Here is a 20,321-nt window from a genome sequence, read left to right as displayed (position 1 = left end):
CGAGCGTCACTCGAAGGGTTCTTTGTCATTCGTGTTTACTAATGACCAAGGACTAATGACGAATGACCAATGACTAAAGTGGATAATTCTTATCAAAGCTTTCACGGGTGAGGGGTTGTTCCAACTCTACGCCTTCGCCACCTAACACATCTAAAGGTTTACCATCTACGTCAATATAAACCTTGGCTTTGGGGTTCAAGCTAGACGCTGTGTACACAACTTGGCCAACACGCGCCACCATTGAGGTACTACCGCCACCACTGGTAAAGCTATTGGATAAATTGACGTGGACTTCATCACCTTTGACTTTTAGGCTTAGTAGCTTAGTACCTTTGGGAATGGTGGTTGAGTCTGTCGCGTCGCTTGGCCCTTCTAATAAAGCCTGAAAAGCTCTTTCTAAGGCTTGGTTGGGCTGAGTTGCAGCTACTTCTACTGATTTAGGCACTAAAGCAATATTTTTGTCTTTGGGTTTCAGCCAATAAACTTGAGCAGTTTTTTCGTTTTGTTGGGTGGTTGATGGCTGTGTGGGCTGTTGTTGAAGACTTTGATTGGGGTTGGCGGGGTTAGTTGTGACAGGTGCTTTTTGGGTCTGGGTAGTTAACCAAGCTACACCACCACTAACCGCAATTACGGCTGCGGAAACGGCTGCAACTACGCCCGAAGATATGCGATTAGATTTTTGTTCATCATTCATATTAAAAACCTTCCTGACTGACTAAGGGCTGAAATAATTTTGGTGTGAAGAGCAGCCTGGTTATGGACGATACTTATAAGTTGAGAGTTTCCAGAGATTTCGTGAATAGCTCGATACGCTAAAATCAGGCGATCGCTAAATCTAAATAGTCCTGTTCTAATTCTAGAATTTGTACTTTAAATCCGTCATCTGTCAAATTTCATAAATCTCATTATTTCGTAAGATTTAGCAAATTATTAAGAATTAGGGAACAGGGAACAGAATTTCTATCTATTACCTGTACCTGTTTCTCTGAGTTTAAAAGCTATCTTGCCTTTAACTGCAAATAACTCGCAGGAGCTTGGCGCTAGATTCGTTGGGTTAATTTTTACCTTCTATTGCTGCTGTAATCCATTGTTTTAGTGTAGTAATCACTTCATCAATGGCAATTTCTTGAGATTGACGAGTGGCTCTTTCTACTACTTCAACTTTGCCATTAGCAATTGCACGTCCGGTAACAATTCTATAAGGTATACCGATTAAATCAGCGTCTTTAAATTTAACTCCGGCGCGTTCATCACGGTCATCTAATAATGTTTCAATTCCGGCTTGATTGAGTTCGGTGTAAAGTTTTTCGGCTATTTGCACTTGTTGGGCATCATTAATATTAGGAATTGTCACAATGGCGTGATAAGGCGCGATCGCTACAGGCCAAATAATCCCGTCTTTATCGTAAGATTGCTCAACGGCTGCTTGTGCTAATCGAGACACACCCACACCATAGCAACCCATCACCAAGGGTTTTTCTTCTCCTTGTTCATTGGTATAAGTTGCACCCAAGGCTTGGGAATATTTTGTCCCTAATTGGAAGATGTGACCGACTTCGATACCCCTAGCACTGTTTAGAGTTTGTTCAGGGTTGTGTATGGCGCGATCGCCTGGTCTAGCTTTACGCAAATCTACTAAACTATCTGGTAGCTTAAATTGCTTATTCCAATTTGCCCCAACAACGTGATAACCAGTTTCATTTGCACCAGTCACGAAGTTTTTCAAATCAACGGCTGTTTTATCTACTAACCGCACAAATTTGGCGTGGACTTGTTTGTTACCTGCAATATATTCATCGCTAATATCTGGCGCAATGTAATCTAAAGGTAGGGATTTCGCCGCCCAAGTTTGTTGTGTTTCCGCACTGGGTACATTTAAGGCGATAATTGCTTTTGCGCCGTAGTTACTTGCTAACCGCGTTAATTCATTCTGTAATTTGACTTCGTTAACTTCCTGATCTCCACGAATGCTTACCAATACCAACACAGTCACGCCATTATCGTAGACTGTTTGATACAAAACGTTTTTAACTATTTGGGTAGGAGAACACTTGAAGAATTTACATAGTGTTTCAATCGTATCGGTTCCTGGGGTTTCCCGCTTTTCATAACTAGTAAACGGTGAAGTTTCCGCATCCGCAGGTAAAGACACGGCTTTTTCCACGTTAGCGGCGTATTTACCATCTTCGGTGTAGAGAACTTCGTCTTCCCCAGCTTCCGCCAACACCATGAATTCTGTCGAACCGGAACCACCAATTGCACCAGAGTCAGCCTCTACTGGACGGAACGCCAACCCAGCCCGCCGCAGCATATTGCTGTAGGCTTGATACATATCTTGGTAGGTTTTTTTCAGGCTTTCTTCATCGACGTGGAAAGAATAACCATCTTTCATGATGAATTCTCGTCCACGCATCAAACCAAAGCGGGGGCGAATTTCGTCACGGAATTTAGTTTGCAGTTGGTAGAGATGTAGCGGTAACTGACGATAAGAGCGAATCATATCACGAGCGATCGCTGTGATCACTTCTTCATGAGTCGGCCCTAATCCTAATTGTTGCTCACGGCGATCGATTAGGGAAAACATAATTCCCTCAGCTTTAGTATAAGTATCCCAACGTCCTGATTCCTTCCACAACTCAGAGGGTTGTAATTGGGGTAACAAACATTCTTGTGCGCCTGTGGCGTTCATTTCTTCCCGCACAATTTGAGAAACCTTTTGCAACACACGCCACATAAAGGGGAGATAAGCATAAATACCGCTACCGATGCGACGAATATACCCTGCACGAAGTAATAACTTATGGCTGGGAATTTCTGCATCAGCAGGATCATCCCGGAGTGTAACGAATAACATTTGTGACAGTCGCATCGTTTAATCCCTTTCCAAATTCCAAATCTTCTCAAGTATGAAGTATAAAGTGGTTAGTCAATGGTCAATAGTCATTGGTCATTTGTCATTTGTTATTTTTCCCGACTCCCGACTCCCAATTCCCTACTCCCTACTCCCTCATACTTCAGGAGAAACTTACCTTGTCAGACGTAATTTATCAAGCGCAGCCACCTTTAGAATTTATTCCGCCAGCGTTTAATCCTTTATTTTTGCGAGTTGTTCACACGGTTCTACCTAGTTGGATACAATGGCAAACAGCTATTTCCCAGATAGAAGCTGAAAACGTAGAAATTTTGGCGGATCTTTATCGTCAGTTTCAAGAAGGTAAGGTGCGCTTTTTGTTGGCGTTTCGTCATCCCAAAACAGATGATCCCTTTTGTTTGGTTTACTTGCTGTCTCAACTTGTGCCGAGGATAGCACGACAACAGGGTATAGCATTACAGTCTCCGATTCATGCTCATTTTATCTACGATCGCGGCATTCCTCTTTGGGCGGGTAACTATGTAGGCTGGATGGCTTCACAGTTGGGTGGAACGCCTATCCAACGCGGTAAAGCTGACTGGACTGGTTTACGTTCGGCGCGGGATTTGTTTGCTAATGGTACATTCCCGATGGCTGCTGCGCCAGAAGGTGCAACAAATGGACTATCAGAAATTGTGAGTCCATTAGAACCCGGTATTGCTCAGTTAGGCTTTTGGTGTGCGGAAGACTTGCAAAAAGCCGGACGCTCGGAACAGGTTTTAATTGTACCAGTTGGACTTAAATATAGTTATACTGCTGCACCTTGGAGTGCGATCGCGCAATTATTAAGTGATTTAGAAGCCGCTAGTGGTTTGCCTGTGAATGCGGGAAAAACCGATAATATTGCTTCGATGGAGTTACTTTATCCGCGATTATTGGCTTTAGCAGAACATTTATTAACTTTGATGGAGCAATTTTACACGCGGTTTTATCATCAAAAGTTAGCAGATGCTCAAGCTGTCGCAGAAATTAAAGATAGAAATGAGGCCTTAGCATTTCGATTACAAGCATTATTAAATGCTGCCTTGCAAATCTCTGAACAGTATTTTAATTTACCAGCCAAAGGCACTTTAACAGACCGTTGTCGGAAAGTAGAACAAGCTGGTTGGAATTATATATTTAGGGAAGATTTTAAGGATATCAACGCATTATCTTCTGTGGAGATAGCTTTAGGCGATCGCGTTGCGGAAGAAGCAACTGCTAGAATGTGGCACATGCGCTTAGTAGAAAGTTTTGTGGCAGTTTCTGGTAATTATATTAAAGAGAAACCATCAGTTGAAAGATTTGCGGAAACGACTTTAATTTTATCGCAGATGATTGCCAAAATTCAAGGTGAAAAATCTTTTCAGCGTCCACAGTTGGGTAAGCAAAAAGTTAAAATTAATATCGGTCAGCCGCTATCTATATCTGAGCATTATTCTGCATATAAAGAAAGTCGTGCAGGTGCAAAGCAAGCGGTTAGTGATTTTACAAATGATTTACAACAGGCGATGCAAAGTTTGATTTTATGAGGAGAAGATTTTTTCACACAGAGACGCGGAGACGCGGAGAGTTATTGAGTGAGTATAATTTCATTAACATAACAGGTCAATTAATAATTTTCAGGAAATGGCATCATACCGATATGTGGATGGCTCAAGGCTAACAGCCCATTTCCTTCCTGTAAAACCGTGTGAAAACAAGACAAGATGATTGATTGTAGAGCTTCTGCATCATCTTCATTACAGTTTCCTCTGAATCCGATTGACTTTGCTCCTTGAATAAATTCATCATTACTTATTTCTGCAAAAACTTCTTCTATGATTGCTAAAACATTTGCAATATTTTCTGGTTTGACAAACATATTTCCTAAGTAACCAGGAAGTTTATTTGCACGTTGCCAACCTAAACCACCCCATAACATTTCTGTGGCACATACACGATTAGTTATGATTAATTCTAGTTGAGATTGACTCATTCTTTGAGAAATAATTGGAGTATCGCCTACAAATAGAGTATCAAAAATTTCTACAAGTTCTTTTTGGAAAAAAAGATGGTATGTTTGATGTAAATCCTCCCAGTCGAACACATCAGAATTTTGCTGTCTTTGAATCAGACAATCAGGGAAATAAATATTAGCTTCATTTAGTGTTTGAAAAGGTGGCTGATTAATAATTTCAGTTCTGATTTTCAGGTAGTCTTGTAGGTGATATGCAATTTGCGATCGCTCCACAGCTTGATTAAAAGCTTGAGATACATTGAGTACATCTGAAGGCTCTATTCTAAACAAGCACCAAACTGGATCAGCACTCATAATTTATTGAAATTTCAAATAAATTACACACCTGGGAAGACTTTAGATAAATCTAAAACTAAATCATTGAAGTATGGTAAATTGACTAATTCATTTGGAAGAAATATAAGTTTGCGACGATAACCAAATTGACCTTGCGGACTTTGATAAGTTTCGCTGTAACACTCCAAAAAATTATCTACTAAATTAAATATCCAATAATCAGGAATACCCGCTTCAGCATAGATAGATAATTTTGTTTCTTGGTCGTATTTTAAAGAGGAATCAGACACCTCAATCAGCAGTAAAACATCAGATGGGCTAGGATGAGCAGAAAGATAATCATCATCTACATTACGAACAATTGCTAAATCTGGTTCAGGTTCACTGTAATCACTTAAGATGATAGGCTGCTGACTTCTTGCCAAAGCACGGTCATCTAAAAGTTTAATCACTTCTCTATATAAAAGAGTTTCACAAACAGAGTGTGGTGTACCTTTCGCAGCCATTTCAATAATTTCTCCTTTGATTAACTCAACGCGGTCATTTTTTGCAAAAAAGCCGAGTTCAGTTAAACGGTGATATTCAAATATTGTGAAGCGTTTAGCTGTTGAGATGCTCATAAAAACTATATAAAAGTATGATTACTTTAATTGTAATCAAGACTGAATGGGGATAAATTCTGGTGCGAGTTTTTTCAGTGCAGCGATCGCGTGTAGTTTTACCTGTTCGTTCGAGTCTTGTAATAAAGTAGTTAATGAAGGGATAGCTTGCTGATTACCTAACCGTCCTAAAGATAAAGCGATCGCACTTTTGATATAGGCAATTTCTTTAGCTGGATGATGTGAATTTAATAATTCTAATAAAATTTCTGTGGCTTTTGTAGTTAATTGTGGTTTTTCGACTCTTCCTAAAACTGTGACAATTTCTTGACACAATATTTCTGATTTACTTTGGTTTAACGCCTGCTGTAAATATTCCAAACCCGAAATTGTCTCTACCCAAACTAAAGCCCGAATAATTTCTAGTTGTAAGGTTGTGGGTGTGTGGGGTGACATCAGCACAGAAAATAAATGTTGGGTAGTTTCATCACCACCAAGGCGAGAAAGGGCGATTGCTGTAGCACTACAAACATCTATATTGAAGTCATAAAGCTTGGGTTGGAGTTTGGTAACTAAATCTAATTCTCCAGTTAAATCGGGGCGGACACTTAAACCCAGTACAGCGATGCGCCTAATTGTCGCCACCACATCATCTAAAGCTGTGATGAGTACAGGCGGTACACGTTCATCGTGAAAGCTGCTGAGGGCTTCTAGGGCGGTGGCGCGGACTGCAACTTCAGTATCTTGTACTACAGTCAATAAGGGTGCAATGGTTTCTGGAGTGCGAATATAAGCCAGCGATCGCACCGCCAAAAGTCTGGTATCATCTTGTTTTAACAGTTCTGAGAGTTCGCTAATTGCTAAACTCCCCATTTGTCCTAGTGCTGTAGCTGCGATCGCTTTTAATTCTTCATCATCGCTAGTTTTAAGCAATTCTACCAAAGGTGCGATCGCATCTGGATTTTGAAACTCGCCTAAAGTCCGCGCCGCATACCAACGCAATTCTTCCTCTGCTTCTTCGTCTTCTAAAATCTCAACCAGTGGCGCAATAGCAATATTTCCTAAACGAACTAAAAATTTTGTAACCTCCCAACGCTGCTGAAAATCTCCCATTTCTAAAATAGGTAGTGCTAATTTCAGCAAATATTCTGGATTTTGCTCATCATCCACCAAAATCAACTGTTGCAGATATTGAATCAACGATGACCAGTCAGCTGCATCATACGCTGTCTGTGTCTGCATTAAAAGCTGGTTGGTATTGCCTTGCATAAGGTAGGGAGTGGGAGACAAGAGGGACAAGGGGGACAAGGTAGAAATATAGCAATTGGCAAAGTAATTGGGACATCAGCAAGACAGCAAAAGACTTTTAATTATCACTTGTCATCTGTTATCTGACCATTGACTATTAACTCTTCACCAAAACGGAATCACCTTCAATTTTAGCGGTGTAGGTTTTTAATGGTTTTTCGGCTGGGCCTTTTTGTACTTGACCATCAGAAGCATATTCTGCACGGTGACAGGGACAGGCAGCAATAGCCACTGGTAGGCTACTAGCTATTAAACCTAAACCAACCCAGTTGATGAAATCACGACGTTTCATGTTTGTGGAAATTATTTGTAATTAGATTAACAGCGATCGCCTGCTCTACGGTTAGCAGTTTTTCCAGATTTTAGCCTCAACATCATACTGGTGTGATTCTGCGACGCTGTTAGATCACTGATTTGCTCAGTGTAATGCAGAAAACGCATTTTTATGATGCAAAATTAGAAATTTTACTAATATTTTGTAGCTAATTATACGATTTTAGCAGAAATCTGACTTTAACCTTAAAAGTGTCGAAATTGTTACATAAACAATTGCCCTGTTTACTTCCTAAATCTTCCCCATGTAAAAGATTAAAAATTATCTCCCAAACCTTACGAAGTCGCGTTCAGTTTAAATTTGAAATCAATCTAAAATTCTGAGTCAATTCATCAGCAGATAAATTATTTCAGAACGCACTTAAAACTTAAAAATTAGTAATAAATAAATATTCGATTTAAAGTCACTAAAACCTCGTAGAAACAACATTCAAACTACGGGTTGATTGATGTTGCATAACTACCGCCTGAAGTTCTCACTGGATTAGTAATAATGAGAGTTAACTCATGACAGATACAGGAACCACTACCAAAACCAGCGTCAATAAATTCGAGAAATTCAAAGCTGAAAAAGACGGACTCGCCGTTAAAGCAGAGATTGAAAAATTTGCCGCCCTCGGATGGGAAGCAATGGATGAAACCGACCGGGATCATCGACTCAAATGGGTAGGAGTATTTTTCCGCCCAGTTACCCCAGGCAAGTTTATGATGCGGTTGCGGATGCCTAACGGTATTCTCACCAGCGACCAGATGCGTGTATTGGCTGAAGTATTGCAGCGTTACGGTGATGAAGGTAGTGCTGACATTACCACCAGACAGAACATTCAATTGCGGGGGATCAGAATTGAAGATTTACCCCATATCTTCAATAAATTTCACGCCGTTGGTTTAACCAGTGTGCAATCAGGGATGGATAACGTGCGTAACATCACAGGCGATCCCGTGGCTGGACTGGATGCAGATGAATTGTTCGACACACGAGATTTGGTGCAGCAAATTCAGGATATGCTCACCAATAAAGGCGAAGGCAACCCAGAGTTTACCAACCTACCCCGCAAGTTTAATATTGCCATCACAGGTGGACGAGACAATTCTGTTCACGCCGAAATCAACGATTTAGCATTTGTCCCAGCTTTCCAAAACAGCCAAGAAGACTCAGCACTCAGCACTCAGCACTCAGCACTGAAATTCGGCTTTAACATCTTAGTTGGTGGCTTTTTCTCTGCCAAACGTTGTGATGCAGCAATTCCTCTTAATGCTTGGGTAGCCCCAGAAGATGTAGTAGCGGTATGTAGAGCGGTTTTAGAAGTATTTCGAGATAACGGTTCACGCGCAAACCGCCTGAAATCGCGTTTGATGTGGCTAATTGATGAGTGGGGTATAGATAAGTTACGTGCCGAAGTCGAACAGCGTTTAGGTAAATCGTTTTTACCTGCTGCGCCTAAAGACGAAATTGATTGGGAAAAACGCGACCATATTGGCGTATACAAACAAAAACAGCCAGGAATGAACTATGTAGGCTTTAACATCCCGGTTGGTAGATTCTATGCCGAAGATATGTTTGAAATTGCCAGACTAGCCGAAGTTTACGGTAGTGGTGAAATCAGACTGACAGTTGAACAAAACATCATCATTCCCAATATTTCTGATGGTAGCCTCCCAACATTTTTGGCAGAACCCTTACTACAAAGATTTTCCATCAATCCGGGGACATTGGAGCGATCGCTAGTTTCCTGCACAGGCGCACAATTTTGCAACTTTGCCCTCATCGAAACCAAAAACCGTGCTTTAGCCACCATTCAAGCCTTAGAAGCAGACTTAACCTTCACCCAACCAGTCCGCATTCACTGGACTGGTTGCCCAAACTCCTGCGGACAGCCGCAAGTTGCAGATATCGGCTTAATGGGTACAAAAGCGCGTAAAGATGGCAAAGCAGTAGAAGGCGTAGACATCTATATGGGCGGCAAAGTCGGCAAAGACGCTCATTTAGGAACCTGTGCAATTAAAGGTATCCCCTGCGAAGACTTGCAACCAGTCTTGCAAGACCTACTAATTAAGCACTTCGGCGCAAAACTCAAACAAGAAGCCTTGGTTGAAGTATGAAGAGTGAAGTCTGAAATTTTAGACTTCTACTTACGCAAAACCTCTCTAAAACTCTCATTTCTCTGCGAACTCTGCGCCTTGGCGGTTCGTAACTCATACAAATGACAAAGGACAAATTAATGACCAATCTTTCCCGCAGAAAATTTATTCTCACCACTGGTGCAGCAGCAGCAGCTTCTATTGTTGCTCATGGTTGTTCCAGCAATACAGCCTCTAACGGCGGGAATGCCCCATCCGCAGCACCAGTAGCTAATGTCTCGACCTCTGCTAATGCTCCTAAAGTAGAGACAACCAAAGCCAAACTCGGATTTATTGCACTCACCGATTCTGCTCCTTTAATTATTGCTAAAGAAAAAGGTTTCTTTGCTAAATACGGCATGACCGATGTCGAAGTTATCAAACAAAAATCTTGGCCTGTCACCCGCGATAACTTAAAAATTGGTTCTGCTGGCGATGGTATTGATGGCGCACACATCCTCAGCCCCATGCCTTACCTGATGACTATCAACGATAAAGTGCCAATGTATCTCTTGGCGCGGTTAAATACCAATGGTCAGGCTATTTCTGTTGCCAATAAATTCAAAGAACTCAAAGTCAATCTAGAAAGCAAAGCACTCAAAGACGCTGCTAGTCAAGCCAAAGCTGATAAAAAATCCTTGAAAGCTGGAATCACCTTTCCAGGCGGTACACACGATTTGTGGATGCGTTATTGGTTAGCTGCTGGTGGTATCAACCCAGATCAAGATATGGTTTTGGAACCTGTACCACCACCACAAATGGTTGCCAACATGAAAGTCAATACAATCGATGCTTTCTGTGTGGGTGAACCTTGGAATGCTCAATTAGTCAGCCAAAAAATCGGTTACACAGCCTTAGTTACAGGTGAGTTGTGGAAAGACCATCCAGAAAAAGCCTTTGCAATGCGGCAAGATTGGGTTGATAAAAATCCCAACGCGGCACAAGCCATATTGATGGCAATTCTAGAAGCGCAACAATGGTGCGACAAGGCAGAAAACAAAGAAGAAATGTGTAAAATCTGCGCTGACCGTAAATACTTTAATGTTGCAGCAGCAGATATTATCGAAAGGTCAAAAGGCAATATTGACTATGGTGATGGGCGTACTGAAAAAGAATACCCATACCGCATGAAATTCTGGGCTGATAATGCTTCTTATCCCTACAAAAGTCACGATATTTGGTTTTTAACTGAAGATATTCGCTGGGGCTATTTGCCAAAAGATACCAAAGTTAAAGAAATTGTTGACCAAGTAAATAAAGAAGACCTGTGGAAGAAAGCAGCAAAAGCCATTGGTGTACCTGATTCTCAAATTCCTACCAGCAGTTCTCGTGGCGTGGAAACTTTCTTTGATGGAGTGAAATTCGACCCTGAAAAGCCAGAAGAATATTTGCAATCTTTGAAAATTAAAAAAGTCTAATTTCTAACATTTATCCCAACTATCACAACCAAATTTAGTACCACTGAATTACCACGGAATAATAAAACAATGACAGCTATTACAGGAAATCGTACATTTAGAAAAAAGCCTCAAAAGGCGATTAATAAATTTATTACTCAAAAAGTTGTACCGCCTTTGGTAGCACTTGCAATTTTTCTAGTAGTTTGGCAATTACTTTGTTTGAATCCTGGCTTTAAGTTACCTGGCCCAATAGAAACATTTTCTGAAACTTTTGACCCTTTTATTATTAACCCATTTTTTGATAACGGTGAAAGTGATAAGGGTTTAGGTTGGCAAATACTCAGCAGTTTGGGAAGAGTAGGTTTAGGTTTTTCTTTAGCAACAGTTGTCGGTATCACATTAGGGATTTTAATTGGTGCTAATCAATTTGTATATAATGCGGTAGATCCCATATTTCAAGTATTGCGAACTGTACCGCCTCTTGCTTGGCTTCCAATTTCTTTGGCAGCATTTCAACAGGCTAATCCTTCAGCAATTTTCGTAATTTTTATCACTTCGATTTGGCCGATTATTATTAACACGACTGTGGGTGTGCAGCAAATTCCGCAAGATTATGTGAATGTGGCGAGAGTCTTAAAATTAAGAGGCGCAAAGTATTTCTTTAAGATAGTGTTTCCGGCGACTGTGCCTTATATTTTTACAGGTTTACGTATCGGAATTGGTTTATCTTGGTTAGCAATTGTTGCGGCTGAAATGTTAGTTGGTGGTGTGGGCATTGGTTCGTTTATTTGGGATGCTTACAACACGACGACTGAAACTAATTTGAGTGAGATTATTTTGGCATTAATCTATGTTGGTTTGGTTGGGTTGTTGTTGGATAGGTTGGTTGGTTTTATAGCAAGCAAAGTTGTAGCTGAACAAAAGTAGTCAATAGTTAAGTTCTATTGACCATTGACTAAGGACAAATGACTAAGGACAAATGACCAATGACTACTACTTTTGTTGAAGTTGACCACGTTGATAGAATATTTGATTTACCAAATGGTGGTAAATACATTGCGCTGAAAAATATTGAATTAAAAATCCGCCAAGGTGAATTTGTTTCGTTAATTGGACATTCTGGTTGCGGAAAGTCTACTTTACTTAATATTATTGCGGGTTTAGATAGAGCCAGTATTGGTGGTGTGACTCTGGAAGGGAAGGAGATTCGAGAACCTAGTCCCGACCGGATGGTGGTGTTTCAAAATTACTCGCTGCTTCCCTGGTTAACTGTGCGGGAAAATATCGCTTTGGCTGTGGATGAGGTTTATCAAAATAAGTCGAAAAGCGATCGCCTGTCCATCATCGAAGAACATATCGATATGGTGGGCTTGCGTCTAGCAGCGAAGAAGCGTCCCAGTGAGTTGTCTGGGGGGATGAAACAACGGGTAGCAATAGCCCGTGCTTTGGCTATTCGTCCGAAGTTGTTGTTGTTAGATGAACCGTTTGGTGCGTTAGATGCGCTTACAAGGGGGAGTTTGCAAGAGCAATTAATGAAAATCTGCAATGAGCATAATGTTACCTGTGTGATGGTAACTCATGATGTGGATGAAGCATTATTGTTGAGCGATCGCATCGTTATGCTCACCAATGGCCCAGAAGCACACATTGGGCAAATTCTGGAAGTACCTATCCCTCGTCCCCGTCAACGTTTGGAAGTCGTTAATCATCCCAGTTACTACAATCTGCGGAATGAGATGATTTACTTCCTCAACCAACAAAAGCAAGCTAAGAAACGCAAAACACAGCAAACAGTCGCACCTGTAGCGGTATCCTCAAGAGGTTTAGAAAAAGTCAACTTAGAAATTGGCTTTATGCCCTTGACTGATGCTGCACCTTTAATTGTGGCTCAAGAAAAAGGTTTCTTTGCCCAATATGGTTTGGAAGTCACCCTCAGCCGTGCATCTAATTGGAATGAAATCGCCAAAGGCGTGGCTACAGGTAAATTAGATGCAGCCCAAATGCTGGCAGGGATGCCCTTAGCACTTACTTTAGGTGCTGGCGGTAAAACACCAATTCCGGTTGTCAACGCGCTGAATCTCTCCCGAAATGCTAGTGCTATTACTTTAAGCAAAAGACTGTATAGCGAAGGTGTCCGAAATCTAAGTGACCTGAAAGCAGCCATTAACGCTACCCCCGACCAAATTTTGACATTGGGAGTCGTGCATCCCACATCCATGCAGAACTTAATTCTGCGTTATTGGTTAGCGGCTGGTGGTATCGACCCTGATAGAGATGTGAGTTTAACTGCGATCGCACCAATGGAAATGGCCGCTCAACTTAAAGCCGGAACCATTGACGGTTACTGTGCAGGCGAACCTTGGAGTCATATAGCCGTTCATGATGACGTAGGATTCATCGCCGCCACCGCCCTAGAAACATGGTCAGGACAGCCTAGAGAAGTCTTAGGAGTGCGGGAAGAATGGGCGCAGCAGTACCCAGAAACTTATCTAGCCCTCGTCAAATCCCTCTTAGAAGCTTGCAAATACTGTGATGACCTCCGCAACCGCGAAGAAATTCTCGGCTTCCTCTGCCGCCCTGAATACCTCAATATCAATCCTGCCTACATCCGCCCAGGCTTCACCGATCCCTACGATCGCGGCGACGGTACAGAACCCCAATCACTCACAGCCTACAACCAGTTTTACCTCAACAAAACCAACTATCCCAACCGCACCGAAATCTTGTGGATGGTAACTCAACTCTCACGCTGGGGCTTAACACCCTTCCCGAAAAACTGGGTAGAAGTTATCGAAAGAGTTTGTCGTGCAGACATATTTGGTGCAGCCGCCCGTGACCTCGGCTTACTCGATACCGGCTATGACGACCCAATTCACCTATTCGACGGTAAAGTTTTTAACCCCTCAGAACCCCTAGAATACCTCAAAAGCCTAGAAATCAAAAGAGACATCCGTATAGAAGAAGTCTTTATTTAGTCATTTTCCCTTTGCGTCTTTGCGACGGCAGTCGCTCTATGCCGGGAAACCCGTCCACCGCGCTGCCTCGCCTTTGCGCGAACAATTCATAAATTCAGTTAGCAAAACGAAAAAATATCATGCAATTAGTAAATAAAACTCTCCAACAACCACAAACCAAAGCAGATAACTTCCTCGTCATCGAAGGCGTAAGCAAAATTTATCCCACCCCCGAAGGCCCTTACACCGTCCTCGATGGGATTGACCTCAAAGTTCGTGAAGGCGAATTTGTCTGCTTAATTGGTCACTCCGGCTGCGGTAAATCCACCCTCCTCAATATGGTGTCTGGTTTCAACACACCCACCGATGGCGTTGTCATGCTGCAAGACCAACCCATCACCGAACCAGGGCCAGACAGGATGATGGTATTTCAAAACTATTGCTTACTACCTTGGTTGAGCGTATTTGAGAACGTTTATCTGGCTGTAGATTCCGTATTTCCCAAAAAACCCCAAGCCGAAAAACGCGCCATTGTTAGAGAACATTTAGCAATGGTGGGACTGACAGAAGCCGCAGATAAGAAACCGAGTCAGATTTCTGGTGGGATGAAACAGCGAGTTGCGATCGCCCGCGCCCTTTCCATCCGCCCCAAAGTCTTGATTCTGGATGAACCCTTCGGTGCGTTAGACGCAATCACCAAAGAAGAATTGCAAGAAGAACTACTGCAAATCTGGAGTGACCATCAAGTTACTGTCCTGATGATTACCCACGACATTGACGAAGCGTTGTTCCTAGCCGACAGAGTAGTCATGATGACCAATGGCCCAGCCGCTCAAATCGGTGAAGTTTTAGAGATTCCCTTCTCCCGTCCCCGCAACCGTCGCCGCATTATGGAAGACCCAGAATACTACAACTTGCGGAACTACGCCTTAGATTTCCTTTATCGTCGGTTTGCCCATGATGAAGAGTAAGATTTTTCTCGCGCATAGGCAAGGCAGTGCATTGGGCGGCTCTGCCGACTTGAAGCAACTGTTGCGCAAAGAAGAGCGCAAAAGTAATTTAGGAAAATTGAAATGCTGAAAAATTTATTTTCATTCAGGGATCGCTACCGCATCTTACATCAGACTTGGTTTGCCTTTTTTCTCACCTTTGTCTGTTGGTTTAACTTTGCTCCGTTTGCTACCACGATTGGCAAGGAACTGCATTTAGCACCTGAGCAAATTAAAACTTTAGGAATCTGCAATCTCGCCTTAACAATTCCAGCGCGGCTAATTATTGGGATGCTGTTAGACCGTTTTGGCCCCAGGATTACTTATTCGATATTGTTAGTATTTGCTGCTGTTCCCTGTTTAGCTACGGCGTTATCTCAGGATTTTAATCAACTAGTCATCAGCCGCTTGTTAATGGGAATTGTTGGTTCCGGGTTTGTCGTCGGTATCCGCATGGTAGCTGAATGGTTCCCCCCGAAAGAAATGGGAAGCGCGCAGGGTATTTATGGCGGTTGGGGCAACTTTGGGGCTTTTGGTGCAGAATTCGCCTTACCGATGCTTGCTGTGGCTACTAGCTTTATGGCTGGTGGTGGTTCTAACTGGCGGTTGGCGATCGCACTCACTGGTATCATTGCCGCTATCTATGGCGTAATTTATTTCAACACTGTTCAAGATACGCCTACTGGCAAAGTCTACAAGCGACCTAAGAAAAATGGTGCTTTAGAAGTTACCAGCGTCAAAAGTTTCTGGGCGATGATAGTCTCAAATTTTGGTTTGATATTTGCCCTTGGTTTATTAGCTTGGCGGTTAGAACAAAAAAATATTCACTTTTTGACTCTGCCCCAAATGTATTTAGTTTGGTTAGCATTATTAGGATTATTTGCTTACCAAACTTACAAAGCTTATGAAGTCAACAAAGAACTATTAACTGGGAAGAAAACTTACGCTCCCGCACAACGATATAACTTTAGCCAAGTTGCGATCCTCGAATTTACTTACGTAACTAACTTTGGTTCAGAATTAGCAGCTGTTTCTATGCTGCCAGCTTTCTTTGAAAAAACCTTTGCTTTAGAACACGTAGTTGCAGCGATGATTGCGGCAACTTATCCATTTTTAAACTTAGTTTCTCGTCCTAGCGGTGGCGTAATTTCTGACAAATTTGGTTCCCGCAAATGGACAATGACAATTATTTCGGCTGGCATTGCTGTTGGCTATTTAATGGCACATTTTATTAATGCTAACTGGCCGATTGGGCTGGCGATCGCAGTAACTATGTTTTGTGCCTACTTTGCCCAAGCTGGCTGCGGTGCAACTTACGGTATTGTCCCCCTCATTAAAAAAGAAGCTACCGGACAAATTGCAGGTAACGTCGGAGCCTATGGTAATTTTGGTGGCGTAGTTTACCTGACAATTTACAGCTTAACCGATGCACCAACCTTATTTTCTACAATGGGTATAGCAGCAATGATTTGTGCTTTTATGTGTGCTTTCTTCCTCAAGGAACCACAAGGCTCTTTTGCAGGTGCGCCGGAAGAATCACCAGAAAATTCAACTCAAAAATCTGTAATTTTAGCTGAAGAATAAACTCGAAAAATCAAGGATGAAATTAGCTAAATTATTTCATCCTTGTTCTCTTATCTGCGTAGCCAGCGTTTAATAATTATTTTCTATTACTAATTACCTTAATTTTTTCATAAAAAACCACAGATAAACACAGATGAATTATCTGTGTCTAACCTCCAAAAAATCAAAAGTGGTGTAGCTACATGAGTGAATTTACTAAAACCCTTTGTCCCTATTGTGGTGTTGGCTGTGGTTTAGAAGTTTCGCCACCAGCACAACTTAATAAAGCAACTAATCGAGATAGCAAAGGTAATCCGATTTGGCGAGTCAGAGGTGATAAATCTCACCCTTCTAGTCAGGGTATGGTATGCGTTAAAGGCGCAACGATCGCCGAATCTTTAGATAAAAATAGACTACATTACCCAATGGTGCGGGACTCTTTAGATCAAGAGTTTCGCCAAGTTAGTTGGGATGAAGCTTTTAATATCATCACCAACCGCATCCAAACTGTACGCTTCACTCAAGGGCCAGAAGCTATTTGTATGTACGGTTCCGGTCAGTTTCAAACCGAGGACTATTACACCGCCCAAAAACTTTTAAAAGGGTGTCTAGGAACTAACAATTTTGATGCGAATTCACGGTTATGTATGTCCAGTGCGGTTGCTGGATATATTCAAAGTTTTGGTGCTGATGGCCCACCCTGCTGCTACGAAGATTTAGAGTTAACTGATTGTGCATTTTTAATTGGGACTAACACCGCAGAATGTCATCCCATTATTTTTAATAGACTGGCGAAATACCACAAAAAAAACCGCAAGGTAAAAATGGTGGTGGTTGATCCCCGTCGCACACCCACCGCCGAAGCCGCAGATTTACATTTAGCAATTCGTCCCGGTACAGATATCGACTTGTTAAATGGTATCGCCCATTTATTAATGCGTTGGGGATACATTGACACAATGTTTATCGATGACTGTACTAGCAATTTTTCAGCTTATGCAGAAGTCATTCGCCACTATCCCCCCGAAGTAGCAGCGCGTCAATGTGGTATCAGCATTGAAGATTTAGAAACAGCCGCGCGTTATTGGGGTCAGTCACAAAAGGTGCTGTCATTGTGGTCGATGGGTGTCAACCAATCTAGTGAAGGTACAGCCAAGGTTAGAACTATCATTAACCTACACTTGATGACTGCACAAATTGGTAAGCCAGGGGCGGGGCCGTTTTCGTTAACAGGTCAACCAAATGCGATGGGAGGTAGAGAAGCCGGAGGTTTGGCGCATTTGTTACCTGGTTATCGCTTGGTGAAAAATGACCAGCATCGCGCCGAAGTTGAAGATTTTTGGGGACTGAAGCGTGGTCAAATTTCCCCTACTCCTGGTATGACTGCTTGGGATATGATTACAGGTTTGGAAACTGGTGATGTAGGTGTATTGTGGATTGCAGCTACTAACCCAGCTGTAAGTATGCCAGATTTGGAACGCACCAAGAAAGCGTTATTGCGATCGCCTTTCACAATTTATCAAGACGCATACTATCCCACAGAAACCGCCGCTTACGCCCATGTGCTGTTACCTGCTGCCCAGTGGGGTGAAAAAACTGGCGTAATGACCAATTCTGAACGCCGGGTAACTCTGTGTCAAGCATTCCGTCAACCGCCGAGAGAAGCTAAAGCCGACTGGGAAATTTTCGCAGAAGTCGGACGAAGGTTAGGTTTTGCCGATAAGTTTAACTTTGCCAACTCTGCCGAAGTTTACGCCGAATTTGCCCAACTAACAAAAAATCGTCCATGCGATATGTCGGGTATCAGTCATGAACAATTACAAAAACAAGGCCCAACCCAATGGCCGCATCCCGAAAAAAGTGCTGAGTTAAAAGTGCTGAGTGCTGAGTATAAAGAAGTAACTCAACACTCAAAAAGACTCTATACCGATTTACACTTCCATACTCCCGACGGTCGGGCGCGGTTCGGGGCGTATTACTCTAAAGGTTTAGCAGAATTACCAGACCCCGATTATCCTTTTGTGTTAACTAATGGCCGTCTTTATGGACATTGGCACACGCAAACCCGCACAGGCCGCATTGAAAAAATTCGCTCAATGCACCCGGAACCATTTATTGAAATTCATCCCCGCGATGCGGCTAGGTTGGGAATTAGCGATAACCAGGTAATCGAAGTGCGATCGCGTCGTGGTCAAGCTCATTTTCCCGCAAAAGTGACAAAGGCGATCGCACCCGGTACTGTATTTGTCCCCATGCACTGGGGCGCACTCTGGGCAAATGATGCCGAAGCAAACGCCCTCACCCATCCCGAATCTTGTCCAGATTCTGGGCAACCAGAATTAAAAGCTTGTGCAGTCCAACTAGCACCAATTTCTGTGGAAGTCACCAGCAAAAATTATCAACTCCAATCGTCACAATGGTGATCTGCTTGGTATATCCTTAAACAAGAAATTGGTAATTGAGTAATTAAATCAATAGATACTAGTCAATGGTAAAGATTGACAACATTCATCCTTGAATCTTGACTACAGCAGACATCAAGAAATTATATCGTAATTCTTGATATTGACTGACTATATCTACATTATTACCAATTGCTTGTTGAACTATAACCAGGATGCAGCAGATGAAAAAACTATTCAAAAACATCTTCGGAGTATTTACCGATGAAGGCTTTATGCACGTTATCGAAAACGTCGAGGTAATAGTTTCTAAAGTTTTATCTGTGTTAATGGTGCTAGTAATATTAGTTGCGATCGGAGATTTAGGTGCTTTTTTGATTAAAGAGCTATTTGATACTCCTTATGGTAAATTCAATACAACATTATTTAAAATATTTGGCTTGTTCTTAAATATTCTAATTGCCTTAGAAATTCTCGAAAATATCACAGCATACCTGCGTAAACATGTATTCCAAGTGGAATTAGTTATTGTCACTTCTTTAATTGCTGTCGCTCGTAAAATTATTATTCTTGACTTAGAGAAAGTTACAGGAATTGATATAATTGGCTTAGGAATCGCTATATTAGCTTTATCTATCAGTTATTTGATAATTCGCTCTAGTAATTCCAAACAATCTCATTAGATCGTTCACATTTAAAAATAATTAATATAAAAAATATTAAAATTAGTAGATGAAAAACTCTTCTTTACATATTCTATTAGTTAAAACATGACAACGTTTTTTAAATTTGAAGCAGATTTTGTAAGTTCTCTACGCTGCATACCAATGCAAGTGAGATATAAATTAGATACTTGCGGAATTAAACTCAAGTTATCAGATTGGTTACAAATGACGCAAGATGAGCGTGAAGCTGTACTAGAATTACCTTGCACTACACAAACCGAAATTGATGCTTACAGAGAATATCTCCAACAACTAATTTTAGAAAAAACAGGTACACCTGTAGGACAACTCCCTGTAGATGCTTATCCTGCTTGGATGGACTCTAGTACTATCCCAACTATCTTACAAGAAAAAGCTCAAGAACTAGGTGTCAACTTGAGTTTAAAACAGTGGGCGGCTTTAACTCCCTTGCAAAGATTTGCCTTAATTAAACTCAGCCGTCCCAGCCATGAAAATAAAAATTTTCCCCATGCCATAGCAGAATTTCATCTGCTTTAATAAATCTGTAGCTCACACTCCACATCATTTAGGCACAAGGGGACAAGAGGGACAAGGGAGTAAGGTAGATGAGGACTTACATATTTTTTCTGTAGGGTGCGTGACACAAAGAGAAAATTTGAACGTAGTTATACCAATTCTCTATGAACCTGCATAGAATAAAGCTTGATGGAAAAGAGCTTCAAGGATGAAATCATAACTGGTCAAAGAGGATACTAATTCAGAAGATAATTGAGCTAATAT

General features: G+C 41.7%; 16 protein-coding genes. 10 read left to right on the top strand and 6 right to left on the bottom strand.

The window, feature by feature from the left end:
* Positions 1–73: 73 nt before the first annotated feature.
* Together H6G74_RS00080 and H6G74_RS00075 are read right to left on the bottom strand one after the other, a co-directional pair.
* On the bottom strand, positions 74–694 hold the full coding sequence (locus H6G74_RS00080) for a GerMN domain-containing protein (RefSeq protein WP_190965737.1): 621 nt from the start codon (positions 692–694) through the stop codon (positions 74–76).
* A 360-nt stretch (positions 695–1,054) separates the two neighbouring features.
* The gene (locus tag H6G74_RS00075) at positions 1,055–2,869 is read right to left on the bottom strand and encodes a proline--tRNA ligase (RefSeq protein WP_190965736.1); all 1,815 of its coding nucleotides are present in this window, start codon (positions 2,867–2,869) and stop codon (positions 1,055–1,057) included.
* 161 nt (positions 2,870–3,030) lie between these two features.
* Here H6G74_RS00075 and H6G74_RS00070 point away from each other — a divergent pair, with 161 nt between their 5' ends.
* Positions 3,031–4,422, top strand: coding sequence for a 1-acyl-sn-glycerol-3-phosphate acyltransferase (locus H6G74_RS00070; protein WP_190965735.1), 1,392 nt, complete (start codon positions 3,031–3,033; stop codon positions 4,420–4,422).
* An 80-nt stretch (positions 4,423–4,502) separates the two neighbouring features.
* On the opposite strand, the gene H6G74_RS00065 is transcribed toward H6G74_RS00070, so the two are convergent.
* From H6G74_RS00065 to H6G74_RS00050, 4 genes are all read right to left on the bottom strand, one after another.
* Positions 4,503–5,204: a hypothetical protein gene (locus tag H6G74_RS00065; RefSeq protein WP_190965734.1), complete on the bottom strand. Its 702-nt coding sequence runs from the start codon at positions 5,202–5,204 to the stop codon at positions 4,503–4,505.
* A 23-nt stretch (positions 5,205–5,227) separates the two neighbouring features.
* A complete protein-coding gene (locus tag H6G74_RS00060) occupies positions 5,228–5,806 on the bottom strand; it encodes a Uma2 family endonuclease (RefSeq protein ID WP_190965733.1) in 579 nt (192 codons plus the stop codon).
* Between the two features lie 36 nt (positions 5,807–5,842).
* Positions 5,843–7,027 carry a HEAT repeat domain-containing protein gene (locus tag H6G74_RS00055; protein WP_242051126.1) on the bottom strand — a complete coding sequence of 395 codons (1,185 nt, stop codon included), beginning with the start codon at positions 7,025–7,027 and terminating at the stop codon, positions 5,843–5,845.
* Positions 7,028–7,190: 163 nt separating this feature from the next.
* Complete coding sequence (locus tag H6G74_RS00050; protein ID WP_190965731.1) at positions 7,191–7,385, bottom strand: QcrA and Rieske domain-containing protein; 195 nt, start codon at positions 7,383–7,385, stop codon at positions 7,191–7,193.
* Positions 7,386–7,933: 548 nt separating this feature from the next.
* Here H6G74_RS00050 and H6G74_RS00045 point away from each other — a divergent pair.
* From H6G74_RS00045 to H6G74_RS00005, 9 genes are all read left to right on the top strand, one after another.
* Entirely contained in the window at positions 7,934–9,529 is a 1,596-nt protein-coding gene (locus H6G74_RS00045) for a ferredoxin--nitrite reductase (protein WP_190965730.1), read from the top strand.
* A 119-nt stretch (positions 9,530–9,648) separates the two neighbouring features.
* Positions 9,649–10,965, top strand: coding sequence for a CmpA/NrtA family ABC transporter substrate-binding protein (locus H6G74_RS00040; protein ID WP_190966085.1), 1,317 nt, complete (start codon positions 9,649–9,651; stop codon positions 10,963–10,965).
* Positions 10,966–11,034: 69 nt separating this feature from the next.
* Positions 11,035–11,874 (top strand): nitrate ABC transporter permease, encoded by an 840-nt coding sequence (gene ntrB, locus H6G74_RS00035; RefSeq protein ID WP_190965729.1) that lies wholly within the window; start codon positions 11,035–11,037, stop codon positions 11,872–11,874.
* A 59-nt stretch (positions 11,875–11,933) separates the two neighbouring features.
* Positions 11,934–13,922 carry an ABC transporter ATP-binding/substrate-binding protein gene (locus H6G74_RS00030; protein ID WP_190965728.1) on the top strand — a complete coding sequence of 663 codons (1,989 nt, stop codon included), beginning with the start codon at positions 11,934–11,936 and terminating at the stop codon, positions 13,920–13,922.
* A 119-nt stretch (positions 13,923–14,041) separates the two neighbouring features.
* The gene (locus H6G74_RS00025; RefSeq protein WP_190965727.1) at positions 14,042–14,872 is read left to right on the top strand and encodes a nitrate ABC transporter ATP-binding protein; all 831 of its coding nucleotides are present in this window, start codon (positions 14,042–14,044) and stop codon (positions 14,870–14,872) included.
* 102 nt (positions 14,873–14,974) lie between these two features.
* Entirely contained in the window at positions 14,975–16,474 is a 1,500-nt protein-coding gene (locus tag H6G74_RS00020) for a NarK family nitrate/nitrite MFS transporter (protein WP_190965726.1), read from the top strand.
* A 182-nt stretch (positions 16,475–16,656) separates the two neighbouring features.
* Positions 16,657–18,876 carry a molybdopterin oxidoreductase family protein gene (locus H6G74_RS00015; protein ID WP_190965725.1) on the top strand — a complete coding sequence of 740 codons (2,220 nt, stop codon included), beginning with the start codon at positions 16,657–16,659 and terminating at the stop codon, positions 18,874–18,876.
* A gap of 203 nt (positions 18,877–19,079) precedes the next feature.
* Positions 19,080–19,538, top strand: a complete 459-nt coding sequence (locus H6G74_RS00010; protein WP_062289960.1) for a phosphate-starvation-inducible PsiE family protein — start codon at positions 19,080–19,082, stop codon at positions 19,536–19,538.
* An 87-nt stretch (positions 19,539–19,625) separates the two neighbouring features.
* Positions 19,626–20,078, top strand: a complete 453-nt coding sequence (locus H6G74_RS00005; RefSeq protein WP_190965724.1) for a nitrate reductase associated protein — start codon at positions 19,626–19,628, stop codon at positions 20,076–20,078.
* The last annotated feature ends 243 nt before the right edge of the window (positions 20,079–20,321 follow it).

The sequence above is a fragment of the Nostoc spongiaeforme FACHB-130 genome, assembly GCF_014698475.1.
GTDB lineage: Bacteria > Cyanobacteriota > Cyanobacteriia > Cyanobacteriales > Nostocaceae > Nostoc_B > Nostoc_B spongiaeforme.
This window is presented reverse-complemented; position numbering and strand designations above follow the sequence as displayed.